The sequence below is a fragment of the Reella acinonychis genome (genome assembly GCF_052828705.1).
Map to the genome: position 1 here is coordinate 1,387,862 of NZ_CM128256.1, position 17,715 is coordinate 1,405,576.

The window sequence follows — 17,715 nt, forward strand, 5'->3', positions numbered from 1 at the left end:
GAAAGCGTTCCTATAGTTGAATAGTTATAAACTACCTTCGTGTACCTAAGTTGTCAAGAAATTTTAGACGTTTAGATGGCTAAAATTTATTTTGGAAAATTCGCTTGAATTTCACCGCACTTTTCTTTATGGTACTTATATTCTGAACATGGATAGATTACACCTATTGCTGTAACCCAATGATAAACATCCCTTATAAATCCTTCACAAAAAGACTTATTTATAGTGCCAGTGCGTTGATAAGCTTAGGCATAATCAGTTTATTTGCTGTGGATCAATTTGTTGGTTATAGCGTCAAATCGCAAATTTATGATCAAATAGACAACACACCTTATCGCCCCTATGCCGTTTTACTCGGCACCGCCAAATACGTTGCAAAAAATACCCCTAATCAATTTTATAATCACCGTATTGAAAGCACCAAAGCCTTATTTGATGCAAAAAAAATTGATTATATTCTGCTCAGTGGTGATAACCGCACATTGCAATACAATGAACCTCGCACCATGAGAAAAGATTTAATTAAGATGGGCATTGAAGAACAGTTTTTATTTCCTGATTATGCAGGTTTCAGAACGCTTGATAGTATTATTCGCGCGAAAGAAGTGTTTAAAGCGGAACCTATGTTGATTATTTCGCAACGTTTTCATTGTGAACGGGCGCTGTTTATTGCAAATTATCACAATATTAACGCCATTTGTTTTGCTGCGGACAACCCCGATATTTATACTTTAGTCCGTTTGCGTGAAATGTTAGCGCGATTCTTAATGGTATGGGAATTATTGACCGAAAAAGAACCGCACTTTTTAGGCTCGCCAGAGCCATTGCCTCCGCCAATTAGTCGTTAAATACGACTAATATCAAATTTAGCTAAATCAATACAATCTTCTGTATGATAAAAGTGGGCCAATGCTTTGCGTAACGTTTCAGCTCGTTTAGGCAACCCTTTTTCCGCATACAGTTTTACTTGATCATAAACCGCTTGTTTAAACGGTAAAGTATCGCCAGGATTACCATTTAAGTTATCTGCGCTCGCAAAATAGCGGAAATTCGCTGCAGTAGCTAAAATCCATTCAATCGCTTGCGGTTTTACTTCAACCTGTTCAAAATCACGTTGACGCTCAGTTGAACGCCCATCAGGTTCATACCAATAACCAAAATCTTCTAATAATCGACGCTGTTTACCAGCAACCAACCAATGCGCAATTTCATGTAACGCGCTACTATAATAACCACGCGCAAAATAAATTGCATGATAAGGCACGTTTTCATTTGCGGGAATATACACAGGCTCATCCCCGCCTTTCACTAATTTCGTGTTATATTCTTCAAAAAAACATTGCTCAAAAATCGCAATAATATCTTCTAATTTATGGGTTTCTTCATTTTGTTGCATCATTTATTCCTTTCGTTAAAATTTTTGAACATTTTACCACAAACACATTTGTTTGCTTTGTAGTTGTGTTGGAATATTTACATAAAGACCAATTAATCTTATTGTTCTACCCTGACTACGTTGCCAAGCTTGTTGTAATAATTGGTGGAAAGTTTGTTGCTCAAATTTAACCGCACTTTTTTCTAAACTGGTGATTTGAAAATCATCAAATTTTAGCTTTATGCCCATTTTAGAATACGAACTTAACGCAATATCCGGCTTCACTTTTAACATACGCTGTTCCAATTCAACGTATAGCTGCTCCATGATTTCTCTTGATTGTTCAATACGCAAAATATTCTGTGACAATGTCACCTCAACACCGATAGATTTACGTTCACGATGAACTTGCACTTCCCTCAAATCAATGCCATGGCTGAAATCCCAAATACGTTTTCCCATTTTGCCAAAGTGATGTAACAAGGTGACGAGTTCTTGTTTTTGCACATCGGCACAAGTGATCAAACCTAAATTGGCAAGCTGTTCATTGGTTACTTTTCCCACGCCGGGAATTTTCTTTAATGGTAAATGTGCAATAAACTCATTCACTTGTTCCGGTTCTATCACAAACAATCCATTAGGTTTATTTTGATCTGAGGCAATTTTAGCTAGAAATTTTAACGGCGCGACACCAGCAGAAGCCGTCAATTGCAGTTCATTAAAAATCGCTTGCCGAATTTCTTCTGCAATCCAAGTGGCTGAGCCTGAACATTTTTGGCAATCCGTTACATCTAAATAGGCTTCATCTAAAGACAATGGCTCAATAATATCGGTATAACGACGAAAAATCTGATGAATTTGTTGAGAAACTTGTTTATACAACGCCATTCTGACAGGTAATAGCACCAAATGAGGACAATGTTTTAATGCTTGTGCTGTCGGCATGGCGCTATGCAAGCCAAAAGCCCTCGCTGCATAATTACAGGTAGCTAGCACACCTCTATTCTGCGCTGAGCCACCCACAGCAATGGGTTTATCTTTTAATGCTGGATTTTCTCGCATTTCAATTGCTGCGTAGAAACAATCCATATCAATATGAATAATTTTTCGTAATTTCGCCATAAAAGTGCGGTTAAAAATACTCTATTTTTTCACCGCACTTTACCACAAAACTGTATAACCAACCAGTAAAATTATCTTAAAACTTATTTTTAATAATGCTATACTTACTGCTTTATGAATGGTGGGAAATAGAATGTTAAACGGTTTACTTATTGTGTTAATCCCAATGTTTTTGGGATATTTGATTAAATCAAAAAATCAAACATTTTTAGCAATTATCAACAAAATCGTGATGCTTTTGTTGTATATGATTTTGCTGATTATGGGTATTTCTCTCGGTCAATTAGAGGACGTCGCCACCAAATTACCAATCATTGGTTTTTCAGCCTTTGTGTTTAGTGCCATTATCACATTATGTAATATGGCAGGTTTACTCACCTTCGATAAATTAAACCCAGCACCATTGAAACAGTTATCAACCAATATGCCACCGCGTTGGAAATTATTGATCGATAGCCTAAAACTTTGCTCAATGGTCTTTATTGGTTTTATTGTCGGTTTCTTTAGCCAAAATGCCATCACGTTACCTTTTGGTACTAGCACCTATGTATTAATCACGCTCATCTTTTTTATTGGTATTCAATTACGCAATAATGGCATTGCTCTACGCGAAGTAATTTTCAATAAACGAGGTATTTACACCGGCTTGATCATGATCATAACTTCATTAATTGGTGGCATGTTATCCGCATTGTTCTTGAAACTTCCAATAACGCAAGGATTGGCTATTTCATCTGGCTTAGGTTGGTATTCTTTATCAAGTGTGGTAATCAATAATGCTTGGGGACCGGAATTTGGTAGCATTGCTTTTTTCAACGATTTATCGCGTGAAATTCTAAGTCTATTTATTATTCCCTTCTTTATCTTTAAATACCGTTCCACTGCCGTTGGTATTGCGGGCGCAACAGCGTTAGATTGTACGCTACCCATTATTCAACGTGCAGGCGGATTAGAAGTGGTGCCACTAGCCATTAGTTTCGGTTTTGTGACCAATATTGCCCCACCGATTTTATTGGTATTCTTTTCTTCCATTCCGATTTAATCAATAAAATCATTGTGTAATCAATAAGCATGAAATAAAAGTGCGGTGCATTTTTCTTTAGTTTTATCAAAATCTCTGCTAAACTAACCGCACTTTTTGGGGCTGATTCTGGATTCGACGGGATTGGCGAAGCCCAAGGTGCACGTCGAGGTGCGGTAGGCCTCGTAAATAAACCGCAAAACAATAGTCGCAAACGACGAACAATTCGCTTTAGCAGCTTAATAACCTGCTCATAGCCTTCGCTCCCCAGCTTCCGCTCGTAAGACGGGGATCAAGCGGAGTCAAACCCAAACGAGATCGTGTTGAAGCCGCCGCTTTAGGATCGAAGCACTAAATTGAATAAAGCTAGTTTATTGATGGCGTGTCTGTCCGCAGTCAATTTACGAAATTAAAGACCAGACTAAACGTGTAGTGCTGAAGGTAGAGTAATTTCGGACGCGGGTTCAACTCCCGCCAGCTCCACCAAATCGTTAAACAATACAGACTAAAATAGACCGATAAAGCCTTGAAAATCAACACTTCAAGGCTTTTTTATTGCCTAATCCTGACTGATATAAACTAATAAAAACTGATGATTTTAGTTATACGTTTAGTTATACTGTTAGCATATAGCAAAAAACCGTATAACTAAAACCATTGAAAACCCTTGCATATCAAGGCTTTTCGGGATTTTCTTATTTTTACATATCGTATAACTAAAAAATGGCACGTATAACTAAACAGCTCACAAATAAAGAAGTGGATAGCGCATAGTGTAAGAGATAGCATAAGCCAACATTATAACTATTCTGATTATTTCAAATTAAGTAGGCAAGCTATACAACTATGAAGTAATTTTATAGCTCAATGTAAGAAAGTATAGATGAGAAAATTGAGGTAAAGACACAGCTTTTTATTTGAGTTTATTGATGAAATTGCTCCAAAAAAAGATATTTTTATTTGGTTTTTCTTTTGATTTAATCTCTTTTTCTTTTTGTGATAATTCGCTTAACCTATTAACTTTATTATTTTCAAAATTAGTAACCATTGCTTTCAGTTCTTGTAAATCTTTTTCTGCTTGAGCTAATAGACGTTTAGTTTCTCTTTGTTCTTGCTCTTCCAATCTCTCATAACATTTATTTGTTGATTCATTATCTAATAAACAAAACCCAGCAAGAATTTTTGAAAATGTAGAATCAAACATAAATACTCCTAATTTTAATAAGTAAAAATCCACCTTCTATGCAGGTGGATTTTTACTTTTTATACACTATTTAATAATTTTCAAATGAGATACTGAGGCTATCGTGTTTTTCTTTGTCGATGAAGCTGATGTTTTTTTCGGTTTATCCACAACATCGGTAAAGCCAATTGGCTGCTCTGTTGGTACTAAATTCATTTCATCATAAGCCGCTTCAGGTTCAAACATCACCCCATCGCCGTTTTCACGAGCATAAATAGCGAGAGCTGCGCCCATTGGAATGTAAATATTACGAGGGATGCCTTGAAAGCGCGCATTAAATTCAACAGCTTGTTTGCCTAAAGAAAAACCGCCCACAGCACCTGGCGAAATATTTAATACGATTTGACCGTCTTTTACATATTCTTGTGGAACTAAAACACCAGGATAATCTGCATCGACAACTAAATAAGGTGTAAAGCTATTATCAATCAACCAATCGTAATAGGCTTGTAATAAATAAGGTCGTTTCGGGGACGATTTATATTCCATTGCCATTATTTATCATCCATTAAATTTTTAGGTGTTAATCTGCCAACAGATTGTTGGAATGAATCACGATCAAATACACGATCCATATAGGCTTTTAACGCTTTGCTTCCTGTACCAGTAAATTTCACGCCTAGTTCTTGCATACGCCATAATAATGGTGCGATATAGCAATCCACTAAACTAAATTCTTCACTCATAAAATACGGGAATTGATTAAAAATAGGTGCAATAGCAAGCATTTCTTCTTTTAATTGCTTTAATGCGTTATCTCGATCTGCGCCTTCAGTTTTTTCAGCTTTTAATAAGGTTGGGTACCAGTCTTGCTCAATTCTCATCATTAAAAGACGACTTTTACCACGAGCTACTGGATAAACTGGCATTAATGGTGGATGAGGAAAACGCTCATCAAGGTATTCCATAATAATGCGAGAATTAAATAGCACTAAATCACGATCAACTAAAGTCGGTACAGTACCATAAGGATTTAATTCCATTAAATCTTCAGAGACCATTTGAGGATCCACCTGCTCTGTTTCATACGCTACACCTTTTTCTGCCAAAACTATACGAACCTGATGGCAGTAAATATCTGATTTATCAGAAAAAAGAGTCATTATTGAACGTTTGTTTGCAGCGCTACTCATCTAGTCCTCCGACGACTAAAATAGAATATAATGGTGATTAAAATTCAGTACCCTCAATATAAGGGGCGACTATTATAGCATAAATCTTGCTTTAATTTCCAAGTTTTACTGAAATTTACTGGTAGGATCAACGGATAGATAAAATATATACCTATAAAAAAACGGTGAATTTCTCACCGTTTTTTACGTCTATCTTATTTATTACTCAACAATTAATGTGCGGCAAGTATTAGTACCACCATTACTCAACGCATCGCCTTGAGTTAATAAAACTAAATCACCAGAAACTAAGAAACCTTTTTCTTTCAACATTTGTACTGCAATACGAGCACCTTCTGCTGAGCGGGTTTCATTATCAAAATGAATTGGTGTTACACCGCGGTATAATGCACAAAGATTTAATGTTTTTTCATTTTTAGATAACGCAAAGATTGGTAACCCAGAACTAATACGAGACATTAATCTTGCTGTACGACCAGAAGCTGTCATCGCAATAATTGCTGCAACGCCTTTCATATGGTTCGCTGCATACATTGCTGAGAACGCAACAGATTCTTCAATTGTGGTGAATTCACCATCTACACGATGACGAGAAACGTTAATGCTTGGCATTTTCTCAGCACCTAAACACACTTTTGCCATTGCAGCAACTGTTTCTGATGGATATTGACCTGCAGCTGTTTCGGCTGAAAGCATTACTGCATCCGTACCATCTAATACTGCGTTTGCAACATCCATAACTTCCGCACGAGTTGGCATTGGATTGCTGATCATCGATTCCATCATTTGAGTTGCGGTAATCACAACGCGGTTTAACTGACGAGAACGACGAATTAATTTCTTTTGAACACCAACTAATTCAGGATCACCGATTTCAACCCCTAAGTCACCACGTGCAACCATGATAACGTCAGACGCTAAAATAATGTCATCCATTGCAGCTTGATCAACAACCGTTTCCGCACGCTCTACTTTCGCAACGATTTTCGCATCTAAACCTGCTTCTTTTGCTAATTGACGGGCATAGTTTAAATCTGCACTTGAACGAGGGAAAGACACCGCTAAATATTCCACACCAATGCGAGCTGCAGTAATGATATCTGCTTTATCTTTTTCAGTTAAGGCATCAGCAGATAAGCCACCGCCTAATTTGTTAATCCCTTTGTTATTAGATAAAGGACCACCAACAGTTACTTCAGTGAATACTTTTGCACCTTCAGTGGATAAGACTTTTAATTGAACACGTCCATCATCTAATAATAAAATATCGCCAGGAACCACATCTTGTGGCAATGATTTATAGTCTAAACCAACAGCTTCTTGATGACCTTCGCCTTTTGGTAATTCTGCATCTAAAACGAATTTATCGCCAACATTCAAGAAAATTTTGCCTTCTTTAAAAGTAGATACACGAATTTTCGGACCTTGTAAGTCACCTAAAATTGCAACTTGTTTACCTAATCTTTTTGCAATTTCACGTACTCTTGCTGCACGACCGATATGATCATCTGGCGTACCATGAGAAAAGTTCATACGTACAACATTAGCACCCGCTGCAATGATTTTTTCTAAATTATTTCCTTTATCTGTGCTAGGCCCCATTGTACATACAATTTTCGTTCTTCTTAATTTTCTTGACATTACGCTCTCCGTTATTTTTTGCCATCAATTTAAATCATTTTACTCAATCTAACCAAAGCTTATCGCCTACTTTCTGGTCAGAAAACTGTCGCACATTATATGCCTAAACCCTATTTAAAGCTAGAAAAACTACATAAAATTTCTTTTTGACTTTTATATAAAGTTACGATTAATATTTGACGACGAGTATTTTCCTGAGGTTTTTATGAAAATTTTTATTATGCGTCATGGCGAATCGGAAATCTTTGCAAAATCAGATGCTGAACGCCCGTTAACGCAATTTGGACAACAATCCAGTCATTCGCAAGGAATTTGGTTAAAAAACACCGCACTTTCCTTTGATAAGGTATTGGTGAGCCCTTTTGTTCGTGCACAACAAACCTTTGCTCTGGTCAATCAGGTTTTTGAACAACAATTAACGCATAAAATGGAAACTTGGGATGGCATTACGCCATATGGCAGCGCAGAAGTCGTTGCATCTTATTTAAATGTATTACGCGCGGAAGGGGTAAAACAGCTTTTACTTATTTCGCATTTACCCCTAGTCAGTGACATTATTTTAGAATTATGCGGTAAAAATAATGTGTCATTTTTACCTGCCACTATCGCTGAATTAGAATGGAATGAAGACAGAGCAACCATTTTACAATCAAAAAGACCGTAAAAGCGCGGTGAAAAAAAGAAAAGTTTTGGGCGAGTTTCCTCGCCCATCTTAATTCAAGTATTTGCCTTTATGCGCCGAATAATCAAATTCCCAGCCTAAGTATTGTGCTGAAAACTCCTCTGCCATTTGTTCAAAAAATTCAACAACACTAAAAATTTCCTTTGAATTAAATGCCATTTCTTGCTGAACTTTGACCAAATAGACATTTTCCATTTCTACTATGTCATCAAAAATTTGAACTGGATCTTCCGTATATTTTAAGGTATCGAAACGTACTTCCGATAAAGCACATTTTTCCACAAAACGTTCAATATCTTCTTTTTCGACAAAATGGAAACGGTGTTCAATTGTGTGAGTCGCAGATAAATCAATACCTTCACGAGATAAAATACTTAAGGTTTCTTCCGTTTGGCTGAATTTTTCTTCCAATGGACTTGGCATCAAAAATTCAAAATAGGTATCCCAATTTGTATCTTGTTGAATAACCAATTCATCATACTCTACTTGTTCTAATGCTTCTAAAAAATCAGCTTTATCATTGAAATAGAGGAAAATTTGACTACGTCCGCCCGATAGCACATGTCCTGCGTACAACACATTTGGTAACGCTTGCATTTGAGCAATGGTTTTCATAAGGTGGCTAAACACATCACTACAACAATCGTCTTCGGGCAAACCTTTTTCATCCGCTTCATAATTGCGATAAACGTAAGCAATTTGCACATATTCATCCGGCTGCTTGTCCATTAATTTCTCTATTAATCGCATATTAACGGAAACAATCGCAGGCTTCTCATTTAACCAAGTACGGTACGATTTCCACGCTTCATTGATATCTCGTTGTAGATCCATAATATCCCTATTTTATTTAAATTCAGCCCAAATTGGTGCGTGATCAGACGGCTTATCCATCGCGCGAATATCCAATGCAATCCCTGTGTTAACACAACGCTCAAGCAAATGTTGATTTGCCAAAATATGATCAATGCGTAAACCGCGGTTATCATCAAAGCCTTTTGAGCGATAATCGAACCACGAAAATTGATCATTTACTGTAGGATTTAAATGGCGGAAAGTATCTGCTAGACCATAATCATACAAACGTTGATACCATTCACGTTCTTCTGGCAAGAAGGAACATTTGCCAGTACGCAACCAACGTTTGCGGTTTTCTTCGCCAATACCAATATCTAAGTCTGTTGGACTAATGTTCATATCACCCATAATGAGAATAGGATTTTCTTTTGTATGGTCTTGTTCTAAATATTGTTGTAAATCTGCATAGAATTTTTGCTTAGCTGGAAATTTCGTTTCATGGTTACGCGCTTCTCCTTGCGGAAAATAACCATTAATCACCGTCAATAAACCAAACTTTGTTTCTAAATCCGCCATAATAATGCGTTTTTGCGCATCTGCATCATCGGTAGGAAAACCTTTACGAATCGCTACAGGCTCTTGTTTGCATAACAATGCCACACCATAATGCCCTTTTTGCCCATGATGATAAATGTGATAACCCAAATGCTCCACTAATTCATAAGGAAATTGCTCATCGGCAACTTTAATTTCTTGCAGACCTAATACATCAGGTTGGTATTTTTCAATAATCGCTTCTAACTGATGAGGTCTTGCTCTTAATCCATTGATATTAAAAGATATAAATTTCATACTGTTCTCTTATTCTATATTTCGTCGGGCTATTATACTGTGTTTTAAGTAAAAGTGCGGTGTATTTTTGTGAAGTTTTATCCAAAACGCTGCTAAAGCCATAGACAAAACTGGCAATATTATTGGAGTTTGAATGGGAAAAATGACATGGTTATGAATAAGGCTAGGAAATACCTAGCCTTTCTTTTACCATTTTTGTGCGGCTTGTTGATCGCTTTCACGACCTTCTATCCAGCGTTCGCCATGGTTGGTTTGCTCTTTTTTCCAAAATGGCGCCTTGGTTTTAAGATAATCCATAATAAATTCATTGGCAGCATAGGCATCGCCTCGATGTGCAGAACTGACGCCCACTAATACGATTTCATCACCCGTTTGCAATAAACCAATACGATGGATAACGGCAACTCGTTGGATATCCCAGCGTTGTTTGGCTTCCATCACAATTTCGGTGAGGGCTTTTTCTGTCATGGCAGGATAATGTTCTAAAAATAAACTGGACACCGTATCGCCCAAATTTAAATCTCGCACTTTACCCACAAAAATGGTGGTCGCACCAACAGAATGTTGTTCAGAAAGCCAATGATAGATTTTATTTTGATCAAAAGGTGCTTGTTGCACACAAATTTGAATATCTTGCATTTAGCCTCCCGTTACAGGTGGGAAAAAGGCAATTTCATCGCCAGATTTCACCGCGCTTTCAAGAGGTAATAGGGTTTGATTAATTGCGACCAATAATTTGTCTTTTTGCAATGCCAATGCCCATTTATCGCCTTGCTGTGCTAAATGCGCACGTACTTGATCTGCGGTTTGGAAATCCGCTTCTAGCGTCATTTTCTCTACGCCAATCAACTCTCTTGTTTGGGCAAAAAATAATATATTCAACATGATTTCGTCTCTTATTTCGCTGCGTTATTTAGCAATAAAATTTCCTGATTTTCCACCGCACTTTTCCAACAAACGTAAGCCAGAAATAATCATATCTTTCTGTACCGCTTTACACATATCGTAAATAGTCAATGCGGCTACGCTTGCGGCAGTTAAAGCTTCCATTTCTACCCCAGTTTTGCCCGTTAATTTGCACAGACTTTCAATTCTCACCTGATTACTTTCAGGAAGTGCGGTTAAATTTACCTCGACTTTGGATAATAACAAAGGATGGCATAATGGGATAAGTTCCCAAGTACGTTTTGCTGCTTGAATTCCTGCAATACGAGCGGTGGCAAATACATCTCCTTTGTGATGATTGCCCGACATAATCAACGCTAATGTTTCTGGTGACATTGTCACATAAACTTCTGCACGCGCTTCTCTCACCGTATCTTGTTTTCCTGAAACATCCACCATATTGGCTTCGCCATTATGATTAATATGTGTAAATTCTGTCATAATTTTCCTTTTATCCGCCAATGGTGGCTAAATTTGTTCGAATACCGCTATCACCCTGGTGCAAGAAATGGTGTTCACGCTTACCCTGTAACGCAGAGAAAATTTTTGCTTGCAAAAGAGGTTGCTGTTGATCATTTTGTAACAAATCACGCAAATCAATGCCCTCTTCACCAAATAAACAAAGGTGTAATTTGCCTTTGGCGGAAACCCGTAATCTGTTACAGCTTGCACAGAAATTCTTTTCATAAGGCATGATCAAACCAATTTCACCTTGATAATCAGGATGAGCAAAGACTTTTGCTGGCCCATCAGAACGCGCTTTTGGCAATAATTGCCAACCTTGTTTAATTAATTTATCTGCCAGAATTTGCCCAGAAAGATGATATTTTTCAAAGAAATGGTTCATTTCACCCGTTTGCATTAATTCAATAAATCGCATTTGGATAGGTCGGTCTTTTACCCAAGCTAAAAACTGATCAAATTCATGATGGTTTAAATCTTTCATCAATACTGAATTGACTTTGATTTTTTTATAACCAATTTCAAAAGCACGATCGATACCTTTCATTACATCATGAAATTTATTTTCGCCAGTAATACTGTAAAATTGGCGAGGGTCAAGACTATCAACGCTGACATTAATTGAAGTAATACCTGCTTTTTGCCACGCATCCACATCTTTAGCCATGCGATAGCCATTGGTAGTCAACGCAATGTTACGAATTTGATTAAGTGCGGTGATATTTTCAACAATTTCGATAAAATCTTTGCGTAACGTCGGCTCTCCGCCCGTAATCCGAACTTTCTCCGTTCCCATGGCAGCAAAAGCTTGCACTACGCGGCGGATTTCATCTAAAGAAAGAAATTTATCTCGTTCTGGATTGGGTTGATAACCATTAGGTAAACAATAGTTGCAACGAAAATTGCACACATCTGTAATAGATAAACGCAAATAATAATATTCACGTTGAAAAGGATCGACTAATCGATTGTCCAAATGTCGAATTGGAATAGTTTGCATAAGATACCTTTATAAATAAATAGGATAGATTGTTTCCAACATATCCCTGAGCAATAGATTTCATTGCTGGCATTGCTGCCCTATTCTCATAGAACTTAGGCACACAAGCTCGGTACTAAAATTGGTTTTATTCTAAAAGAGTTAAACTATAAGTACAATATAAAAGCCTGAAATTCACTGGATTGTGGTATAAATCTCATCTTTTTTTGATTTAGTTTTGTATAAAAAAATATATAACCATCTAAATAAAAAATAGTGTTTTTTGAAATGAGTAAAAAATGGTAAATTATCACCGCACTTTTCAGAAGGACGAATGAATGACAGAACAGCAACACCCACATTTACAGCAGCTCCAACATATTGTCGCCATTGGTGGAGGACATGGATTGGGACGCATAATGTCATCACTTAGTTTCCTTAAAGAAAAATTAACAGGCATTGTTGCCACTACTGATAATGGTGGTTCAACTGGCAGAATTCGTGATGCTCATGGCGGCATTGCTTGGGGGGATTTACGCAATTGCCTGAATCAAATTATCGCGAATCCAACCACTGCTTCTTCTGTTTTTGAATATCGTTTTGGCGGTACCGGCGAACTCGCAGGACATAATTTGGGTAATTTAATCTTAAAAGCTTTAGAAGATATGCATATCCGCCCAACTGAAGCCATTAATCTTATTCGTAATTTCCTACGCGTTAAATCTTATTTATTGCCAATGTCCGATCAGCCCGTTCATTTAGGTGCTACGCTTCATTCTGGCGAGCAAATTCTTGGCGAAGTGGCAATCGATAACCTAAATGAAGTACCGCAATCTTTATTTTTATCACCTCAGGTTCCCGCTTCAGCCGAAGCTGTCAATGCGATTTTACAAGCAGAAGTCATTTTATTAGGTCCTGGCAGTTTTCTTACTAGTATTATGCCAACGCTTCTTTTACCCGAAATTATCAATGCACTACAAATCACCGCAGCAAAAATAATTTTTATTGATAATTTAGGAATTGAGCATAGCCCTGCCGCCCGCTTATCTCTTAAAGATCGTATTGATTGGGTTCATCGCCTAATTGGTAAACCTATTATTCATGGCGTGATTACACCGCCAGAGCTGGCTCAGGAAGCAAATTTATCCCATATCAATGTGTTGGCTCGAAAATTAAATGCTGACGATGTGATTTATCGTCACGATAGAGATCGTTTATGTAATGCAATTAATGAAATGATTGGAGAGTTAAAAGAAAAGCCATTCAAATGAATGGCTTTACTTGAATTATTCTGCAGTTAAATCTTTAATCTCTGTTGTTGCAGCGTTGTTCATTACAGACTGAACACCTTTTTTCGCTGCTTCTTGTGAAGAATAATATTGGCTACGACCAATTTCTTGATGATTTTTTGCTTTTAAAATGAAATACGGCTGATCGCTTTTTGTCATTCTAAATTCAAAATTGCTTTCATCTACGCCATTTTTTTGTACAGAAGCAATGCCATTTTCCGCAGCTGCACGACTTTTGTATAGTTCGCTCGTCAAGATCACTTGACTGTTTGCTGCTTTCAAATTGAACATAAATTGTCCGTCATTTGCTAATTTTAATTCATACCAACCTAATGCCATTTTGTTTTTCCTTATTAAGTTTGTGTAGTATGGAAAGGATTTTCCACATTCAAATCATAAGTGATTAGCTGAAATTTTCAACTCTTTTTTGCTAAAAATTCAGTGATTTAAATCTAACTGCTCAATTTGTTGCTGTACCGTATTTTTATTAAAAAATTCACCGCACTTTGCAGGACAAATGATATGTAATGGTTCATTACGATAATTAAATGTTAAGGCATAAGCATGCAAATAAGTGCGGTCAATATTTTCAACATTTCCGCCATAAAGCGCATCACCTAAAATTGGACTGCCTAAACTTTTCATTGCCACTCTTAATTGGTGCGTTTTACCTGTTTGTGGTTTTAACACAAATAAACGTAGATTCGGTTCGCAACTTATGGAATAAAATCGTGTAATCGCTGGATTTTCTCGGCTTTGACAAAGTTTCCATGCTCCACGTCGGGATTTTTCCATATCACCAATAATCAATCCTTGCTTCTTTTTTGGTTTTTGCATGGATAATGCCAAATAGGTTTTCTTAATTTGATGTTGTTCAAACATCACACCAAAATTTGCAGCACTTTGTGCATTTAAGGCTAAAATTAACAAACCCGATGTGGCTTTATCTAAGCGATGAACTAGCCAAACCTGTGGTAATTGTAATTGCTCCGCAACCAGTTGAGTTAAACCTTTCTGCCCATCATCTTTATGAACGGATAACCCTGCGGGTTTATTAATAATGATAAAATCTGAATGTTGATATATAATTTCAATCATAAATTTACCCCCTTTTTATGTTAAGGAAGCCTATAATGAAAAAAGCATTAACCTTTTATTTTATTCGCCATGGACGCACCCTTTGGAATGAACAAGGTTTAGTACAGGGTTCAGGCAATTCCGACCTCACAGAAGAAGGTGTTCAAGGTGCAATAAAAACTGGCGTCGCCTTATCCCATATTCCATTCGTTGCTGCCTATTCAAGCTGTTTACAACGCACCATCGATACCGCACAACATATCTTAGCACAACGCCCCATTCCATTATTTCAACACAAAGGATTAAATGAACACCATTTCGGTAGTTGGGAAGGTCAAGATGTTACCCAAATTAAACAGCTAGAAGAATTTCAACAAATGCTGAACGAACCCGCTAATTACAAAGCACTTTGCAATGGCGGTGAAACTTGGCAACAATTGGCGGAACGTGCTTATAGTGCATTACAAGATATCATCAAAATTCACCATGAAGGCAATATTCTAGTGGTATCACATGGGCATACATTACGCTTGTTAATCGCATTATTACAGGGTGCAACTTGGCAAACTCACCGAGAAAAAAAATATTGTGCGTCGTTAAAAAACACCTCAATTTCAGTGGTGCATTATCATCAAGATGAAAATGAATCACGATTTATTGTTGAAAAGGTGAACGATGCAACACATTTAATTTAAAAAAGGGCAATCGCCCTTTTTTATTATCGCTAAATTTGCAAAAATTCCCCAACGGTATAAAAAGAGCCAAACACAAGTAGTAAATCATTTTTTGTGCTATTTTGCACCGCATTTTTTACACCTAATAAGACAGATTCTGCCGCTTGCGCCGATAGTGTCTTTCCTTCAAGTTGTGCATAATGTTGCAATTTTTGTAACAATTCTTCCCCTGTTTGTCCACGATATCCTGTTAAACCCACAGAATACCAATGATCAATCACAGGCAATAATGGGGCAATCACACCTTGCGCATCCTTATCTTTCAAAATACCGCATACAGCAATGATTTTGCCCTTGATTTCTGTTTTAAGTGCGGTTAATTTTTCTGCTAAATAACGTGCTGCATGTGGATTATGCCCCACATCAATAATCACTTGTGGTAAATCAGCCAAATTTTTCTGCGCTAATTTTGCAATTGGATTAAGCGCTTCAGGTTTAATGCGTTGAAAACGACCAACCAATTCTACTTGTTGTAAGGATTGTTTGATCAGATCCGTTGAAATCGCAAAAGGTAAGCATTGAATTGCTGCTAAAGCGGTAGCGGCATTAGCTAACGGAATTTGGCAAAACGGTAAATTTTCTAACCGCACTTTTTCACTTTGCCAACACCAAGATTGCTCAGAAGTTTCAAATTGCCAATGTTGATTACGGCAGAAAACAGAACAATTTAATGAATTTGCATGATCGGTCATTGATTTTGGTACATCGGGTTCGCCAATCACCACAGGGCAATTCGCACGAAAAATCCCCGCTTTTTCGTAGCCAATTTGTTCTCTGCTATCGCCTAAAAAATCAACGTGATCAATATCAATACTGGTAATGACAGCTAAATGGCTATCAACAATATTGGTTGCATCCAGACGACCACCTAATCCCACTTCTAAAATGACCACATCCAAATTGGCTTGTTTAAACAAATGCAATGCAGACAAGGTACTAAATTCAAAATAAGTGAGGGATTGGGTTTTATTTTTCTCAATAAAATCAAAAGATTGAATATGTTGTTGATCATCAAGCTCTTGATTTTGAATTCGCACTCTTTCGTTATAACGTAACAAATGCGGAGAAGAATAAACGCCGACTTTTAAACCCGCATTTAATAAAATGGTTTCCAACAAACGACAAGTTGTGCCTTTGCCATTGGTGCCACCAACTGTAATAACATAAGGTGCTGGATGTGACAAATCCAACGCTTGCGCAACAGATTTAATCCGTTCTAAGCCTAAATCAATTGCTTTAAAATGACTATTTTCTAAATAAGAAAGCCATTCGTCTAGGCTTGAATTCAGCGTTGGCGAAATGGCTTTTACATTATGTAACATCAGTTTATCCTGTGTTTATTTATGCTTCGCTTTTATCTTCCAAAAGTAATTCGGGTTCAACAAACGGCGAAGGTAAATGCATTAATTTACTTAATACGCTTGCTAATTTTTCACGCATTTCTGAGCGTTTTACAATCATATCAATCGCACCATGCTCTAATAAAAACTCAGCGCGTTGGAAACCTTCAGGCAATTTTTCACGTACTGTTTGTTCAATTACGCGAGGACCAGCAAAACCGATCAATGCTTTTGGTTCTGCAATATTGATATCACCTAGCATTGCAAAACTTGCAGAAACACCGCCTAAAGTTGGATCTGTTAGCACAGAAATAAAAGGCACACCTTTTTCTTTCATTTTCGCTAATACTGCACTAGTTTTCGCCATTTGCATTAATGAGAATAAGGCTTCTTGCATACGAGCCCCACCACTTGCAGAAAAGCAAACAAAAGGACAATTTTTTTCTAAGGCTTCTTCTGCTGCTTTAACAAATTTCGCACCTACAACAGAGCCCATTGAACCGCCCATAAAGCTGAAATTAGAGGCTGCGGCAACAATTGGCATACCATACAAGGTACCAGAAACGGTAATTAATGCGTCTTTTTCGCCTGTTTCTTTTTGTGCTGCTGTAAGGCGATCTTTATATTTTTTCAAATCTTTGAATTTTAAAATATCTTTTGGCTCAAGATCAGCAGCAATTTCTACAATGCTGTCTTTATCCAACAACGCTTCTAAACGTTCACGTGCATCAATACGCATATGATGACCACATTTTGGACAAACTTCCAAATGACGTTTTAATTCATCACGATATAAAACCTGCTCACATGAAGTACATTTTGTCCATACACCTTCAGGTACATTTGATTTCTTACTTGAAGAAGATGAAGGTGATTTACTAAAAATTTTATCAATCCAGCTCATATTTAACCTTAAATTTGCTAAATAAAAATCTTGCCTATTTAACCACAATTTTTGCCTTTTTAGTATCTTTTTATTGTGAAAAGTATGAGATCTGATCAGAATTATTTTGTAAAAGTGC

At 37.1% G+C, this 17,715-nt stretch carries 21 protein-coding genes, 1 other RNA gene and 1 riboswitch; of the genes, 6 read left to right on the top strand and 16 right to left on the bottom strand.

What is annotated here, in order from left to right; translation table 11 throughout:
• The first annotated feature begins 179 nt into the window (after positions 1-179).
• On the top strand, positions 180-848 hold the full coding sequence (locus ACUXZ4_RS06960; RefSeq protein WP_464972493.1) for a SanA/YdcF family protein: 669 nt from the start codon (positions 180-182) through the stop codon (positions 846-848).
• On the opposite strand, the gene ACUXZ4_RS06965 is transcribed toward ACUXZ4_RS06960, so the two are convergent.
• Complete coding sequence (locus ACUXZ4_RS06965; RefSeq protein ID WP_464974009.1) at positions 845-1,396, bottom strand: elongation factor P hydroxylase; 552 nt, start codon at positions 1,394-1,396, stop codon at positions 845-847. The genes ACUXZ4_RS06960 and ACUXZ4_RS06965 overlap by 4 nt on opposite strands.
• 33 nt (positions 1,397-1,429) lie before the next feature.
• Positions 1,430-2,497 (bottom strand): DNA polymerase IV, encoded by a 1,068-nt coding sequence (gene dinB, locus ACUXZ4_RS06970; protein WP_464972494.1) that lies wholly within the window; start codon positions 2,495-2,497, stop codon positions 1,430-1,432.
• Positions 2,498-2,630: 133 nt separating this feature from the next.
• On the opposite strand from dinB, the gene ACUXZ4_RS06975 reads away from it, so the two are divergent.
• Together ACUXZ4_RS06975 and ssrA are read left to right on the top strand one after the other, a co-directional pair.
• Positions 2,631-3,539: a LysO family transporter gene (locus tag ACUXZ4_RS06975; RefSeq protein WP_464972495.1), complete on the top strand. Its 909-nt coding sequence runs from the start codon at positions 2,631-2,633 to the stop codon at positions 3,537-3,539.
• Between the two features lie 98 nt (positions 3,540-3,637).
• Positions 3,638-4,004: a transfer-messenger RNA gene (gene ssrA / locus ACUXZ4_RS06980) on the top strand.
• 427 nt (positions 4,005-4,431) lie between these two features.
• On the opposite strand, the gene ACUXZ4_RS06985 is transcribed toward ssrA, so the two are convergent.
• From ACUXZ4_RS06985 to pyk, 4 genes are all read right to left on the bottom strand, one after another.
• Positions 4,432-4,722: a hypothetical protein gene (locus ACUXZ4_RS06985; protein WP_464972496.1), complete on the bottom strand. Its 291-nt coding sequence runs from the start codon at positions 4,720-4,722 to the stop codon at positions 4,432-4,434.
• Between the two features lie 66 nt (positions 4,723-4,788).
• Positions 4,789-5,250: a ClpXP protease specificity-enhancing factor gene (locus ACUXZ4_RS06990; RefSeq protein WP_464974010.1), complete on the bottom strand. Its 462-nt coding sequence runs from the start codon at positions 5,248-5,250 to the stop codon at positions 4,789-4,791.
• Between the two features lie 5 nt (positions 5,251-5,255).
• The gene (gene sspA / locus ACUXZ4_RS06995) at positions 5,256-5,894 is read right to left on the bottom strand and encodes a stringent starvation protein SspA (RefSeq protein ID WP_464972497.1); all 639 of its coding nucleotides are present in this window, start codon (positions 5,892-5,894) and stop codon (positions 5,256-5,258) included.
• A 201-nt stretch (positions 5,895-6,095) separates the two neighbouring features.
• Positions 6,096-7,535, bottom strand: a complete 1,440-nt coding sequence (pyk, locus tag ACUXZ4_RS07000; protein ID WP_464972498.1) for a pyruvate kinase — start codon at positions 7,533-7,535, stop codon at positions 6,096-6,098.
• A 205-nt stretch (positions 7,536-7,740) separates the two neighbouring features.
• Here pyk and sixA point away from each other — a divergent pair, with 205 nt between their 5' ends.
• Positions 7,741-8,199, top strand: coding sequence for a phosphohistidine phosphatase SixA (gene sixA / locus ACUXZ4_RS07005; protein WP_464972499.1), 459 nt, complete (start codon positions 7,741-7,743; stop codon positions 8,197-8,199).
• 48 nt (positions 8,200-8,247) lie between these two features.
• Here sixA and ACUXZ4_RS07010 read toward each other — a convergent pair whose 3' ends face one another.
• The 6 genes from ACUXZ4_RS07010 to moaA form a co-directional block, all read right to left on the bottom strand.
• Entirely contained in the window at positions 8,248-9,051 is an 804-nt protein-coding gene (locus ACUXZ4_RS07010; protein WP_464972500.1) for a TIGR01619 family protein, read from the bottom strand.
• A 12-nt stretch (positions 9,052-9,063) separates the two neighbouring features.
• On the bottom strand, positions 9,064-9,867 hold the full coding sequence (xthA, locus tag ACUXZ4_RS07015; protein WP_464972501.1) for an exodeoxyribonuclease III: 804 nt from the start codon (positions 9,865-9,867) through the stop codon (positions 9,064-9,066).
• Between the two features lie 186 nt (positions 9,868-10,053).
• Positions 10,054-10,506, bottom strand: coding sequence for a molybdopterin synthase catalytic subunit MoaE (gene moaE, locus ACUXZ4_RS07020; RefSeq protein ID WP_464972502.1), 453 nt, complete (start codon positions 10,504-10,506; stop codon positions 10,054-10,056).
• Complete coding sequence (moaD, locus tag ACUXZ4_RS07025; protein ID WP_464972503.1) at positions 10,507-10,752, bottom strand: molybdopterin synthase sulfur carrier subunit; 246 nt, start codon at positions 10,750-10,752, stop codon at positions 10,507-10,509.
• 24 nt (positions 10,753-10,776) lie between these two features.
• Positions 10,777-11,253, bottom strand: coding sequence for a cyclic pyranopterin monophosphate synthase MoaC (moaC, locus tag ACUXZ4_RS07030; RefSeq protein WP_464972504.1), 477 nt, complete (start codon positions 11,251-11,253; stop codon positions 10,777-10,779).
• A gap of 10 nt (positions 11,254-11,263) precedes the next feature.
• Positions 11,264-12,274, bottom strand: coding sequence for a GTP 3',8-cyclase MoaA (moaA, locus tag ACUXZ4_RS07035; protein WP_464972505.1), 1,011 nt, complete (start codon positions 12,272-12,274; stop codon positions 11,264-11,266).
• Positions 12,263-12,401, bottom strand: a riboswitch (molybdenum cofactor riboswitch). It overlaps the preceding gene by 12 nt.
• Before the next feature lie 190 nt (positions 12,402-12,591).
• On the opposite strand from moaA, the gene ACUXZ4_RS07040 reads away from it, so the two are divergent.
• Positions 12,592-13,524: a gluconeogenesis factor YvcK family protein gene (locus ACUXZ4_RS07040; protein WP_464972506.1), complete on the top strand. Its 933-nt coding sequence runs from the start codon at positions 12,592-12,594 to the stop codon at positions 13,522-13,524.
• Between the two features lie 15 nt (positions 13,525-13,539).
• On the opposite strand, the gene ACUXZ4_RS07045 is transcribed toward ACUXZ4_RS07040, so the two are convergent.
• Together ACUXZ4_RS07045 and ACUXZ4_RS07050 are read right to left on the bottom strand one after the other, a co-directional pair.
• A complete protein-coding gene (locus ACUXZ4_RS07045; RefSeq protein WP_464972507.1) occupies positions 13,540-13,881 on the bottom strand; it encodes a YegP family protein in 342 nt (113 codons plus the stop codon).
• A 99-nt stretch (positions 13,882-13,980) separates the two neighbouring features.
• Positions 13,981-14,640, bottom strand: a complete 660-nt coding sequence (locus ACUXZ4_RS07050) for a TIGR01621 family pseudouridine synthase (RefSeq protein WP_464972508.1) — start codon at positions 14,638-14,640, stop codon at positions 13,981-13,983.
• Between the two features lie 35 nt (positions 14,641-14,675).
• Here ACUXZ4_RS07050 and ACUXZ4_RS07055 point away from each other — a divergent pair, with 35 nt between their 5' ends.
• The gene (locus tag ACUXZ4_RS07055; protein WP_464972509.1) at positions 14,676-15,314 is read left to right on the top strand and encodes a histidine phosphatase family protein; all 639 of its coding nucleotides are present in this window, start codon (positions 14,676-14,678) and stop codon (positions 15,312-15,314) included.
• A gap of 29 nt (positions 15,315-15,343) precedes the next feature.
• On the opposite strand, the gene folC is transcribed toward ACUXZ4_RS07055, so the two are convergent.
• The gene (folC, locus tag ACUXZ4_RS07060; protein WP_464972510.1) at positions 15,344-16,675 is read right to left on the bottom strand and encodes a bifunctional tetrahydrofolate synthase/dihydrofolate synthase; all 1,332 of its coding nucleotides are present in this window, start codon (positions 16,673-16,675) and stop codon (positions 15,344-15,346) included.
• A 19-nt stretch (positions 16,676-16,694) separates the two neighbouring features.
• Complete coding sequence (gene accD, locus ACUXZ4_RS07065; protein WP_464972511.1) at positions 16,695-17,597, bottom strand: acetyl-CoA carboxylase, carboxyltransferase subunit beta; 903 nt, start codon at positions 17,595-17,597, stop codon at positions 16,695-16,697.
• Positions 17,598-17,715: the final 118 nt, after the last annotated feature.

Excerpts from the sequence above, each read along its gene's own strand:
- moaA (WP_464972505.1), bottom strand. The coding sequence starts at position 12,274 with ATGCAAACTATTCCAATTCGACATTTGGACAATCGATTAGTCGATCCT.
- moaC (WP_464972504.1), bottom strand. The coding sequence starts at position 11,253 with ATGACAGAATTTACACATATTAATCATAATGGCGAAGCCAATATGGTG.
- ACUXZ4_RS06985 (WP_464972496.1), bottom strand. The coding sequence starts at position 4,722 with ATGTTTGATTCTACATTTTCAAAAATTCTTGCTGGGTTTTGTTTATTA.
- sixA (WP_464972499.1), top strand. The coding sequence starts at position 7,741 with ATGAAAATTTTTATTATGCGTCATGGCGAATCGGAAATCTTTGCAAAA.
- xthA (WP_464972501.1), bottom strand. The coding sequence starts at position 9,867 with ATGAAATTTATATCTTTTAATATCAATGGATTAAGAGCAAGACCTCAT.
- ACUXZ4_RS07010 (WP_464972500.1), bottom strand. The coding sequence starts at position 9,051 with ATGGATCTACAACGAGATATCAATGAAGCGTGGAAATCGTACCGTACT.
- moaE (WP_464972502.1), bottom strand. The coding sequence starts at position 10,506 with ATGCAAGATATTCAAATTTGTGTGCAACAAGCACCTTTTGATCAAAAT.
- dinB (WP_464972494.1), bottom strand. The coding sequence starts at position 2,497 with ATGGCGAAATTACGAAAAATTATTCATATTGATATGGATTGTTTCTAC.
- ACUXZ4_RS06975 (WP_464972495.1), top strand. The coding sequence starts at position 2,631 with ATGTTAAACGGTTTACTTATTGTGTTAATCCCAATGTTTTTGGGATAT.
- moaD (WP_464972503.1), bottom strand. The coding sequence starts at position 10,752 with ATGTTGAATATATTATTTTTTGCCCAAACAAGAGAGTTGATTGGCGTA.
- ACUXZ4_RS06960 (WP_464972493.1), top strand. The coding sequence starts at position 180 with ATGATAAACATCCCTTATAAATCCTTCACAAAAAGACTTATTTATAGT.
- accD (WP_464972511.1), bottom strand. The coding sequence starts at position 17,597 with ATGAGCTGGATTGATAAAATTTTTAGTAAATCACCTTCATCTTCTTCA.
- ACUXZ4_RS07050 (WP_464972508.1), bottom strand. The coding sequence starts at position 14,640 with ATGATTGAAATTATATATCAACATTCAGATTTTATCATTATTAATAAA.
- sspA (WP_464972497.1), bottom strand. The coding sequence starts at position 5,894 with ATGAGTAGCGCTGCAAACAAACGTTCAATAATGACTCTTTTTTCTGAT.
- ACUXZ4_RS06990 (WP_464974010.1), bottom strand. The coding sequence starts at position 5,250 with ATGGAATATAAATCGTCCCCGAAACGACCTTATTTATTACAAGCCTAT.
- ACUXZ4_RS06965 (WP_464974009.1), bottom strand. The coding sequence starts at position 1,396 with ATGCAACAAAATGAAGAAACCCATAAATTAGAAGATATTATTGCGATT.
- ACUXZ4_RS07055 (WP_464972509.1), top strand. The coding sequence starts at position 14,676 with ATGAAAAAAGCATTAACCTTTTATTTTATTCGCCATGGACGCACCCTT.
- ACUXZ4_RS07040 (WP_464972506.1), top strand. The coding sequence starts at position 12,592 with ATGACAGAACAGCAACACCCACATTTACAGCAGCTCCAACATATTGTC.
- ACUXZ4_RS07045 (WP_464972507.1), bottom strand. The coding sequence starts at position 13,881 with ATGGCATTAGGTTGGTATGAATTAAAATTAGCAAATGACGGACAATTT.
- folC (WP_464972510.1), bottom strand. The coding sequence starts at position 16,675 with ATGTTACATAATGTAAAAGCCATTTCGCCAACGCTGAATTCAAGCCTA.
- pyk (WP_464972498.1), bottom strand. The coding sequence starts at position 7,535 with ATGTCAAGAAAATTAAGAAGAACGAAAATTGTATGTACAATGGGGCCT.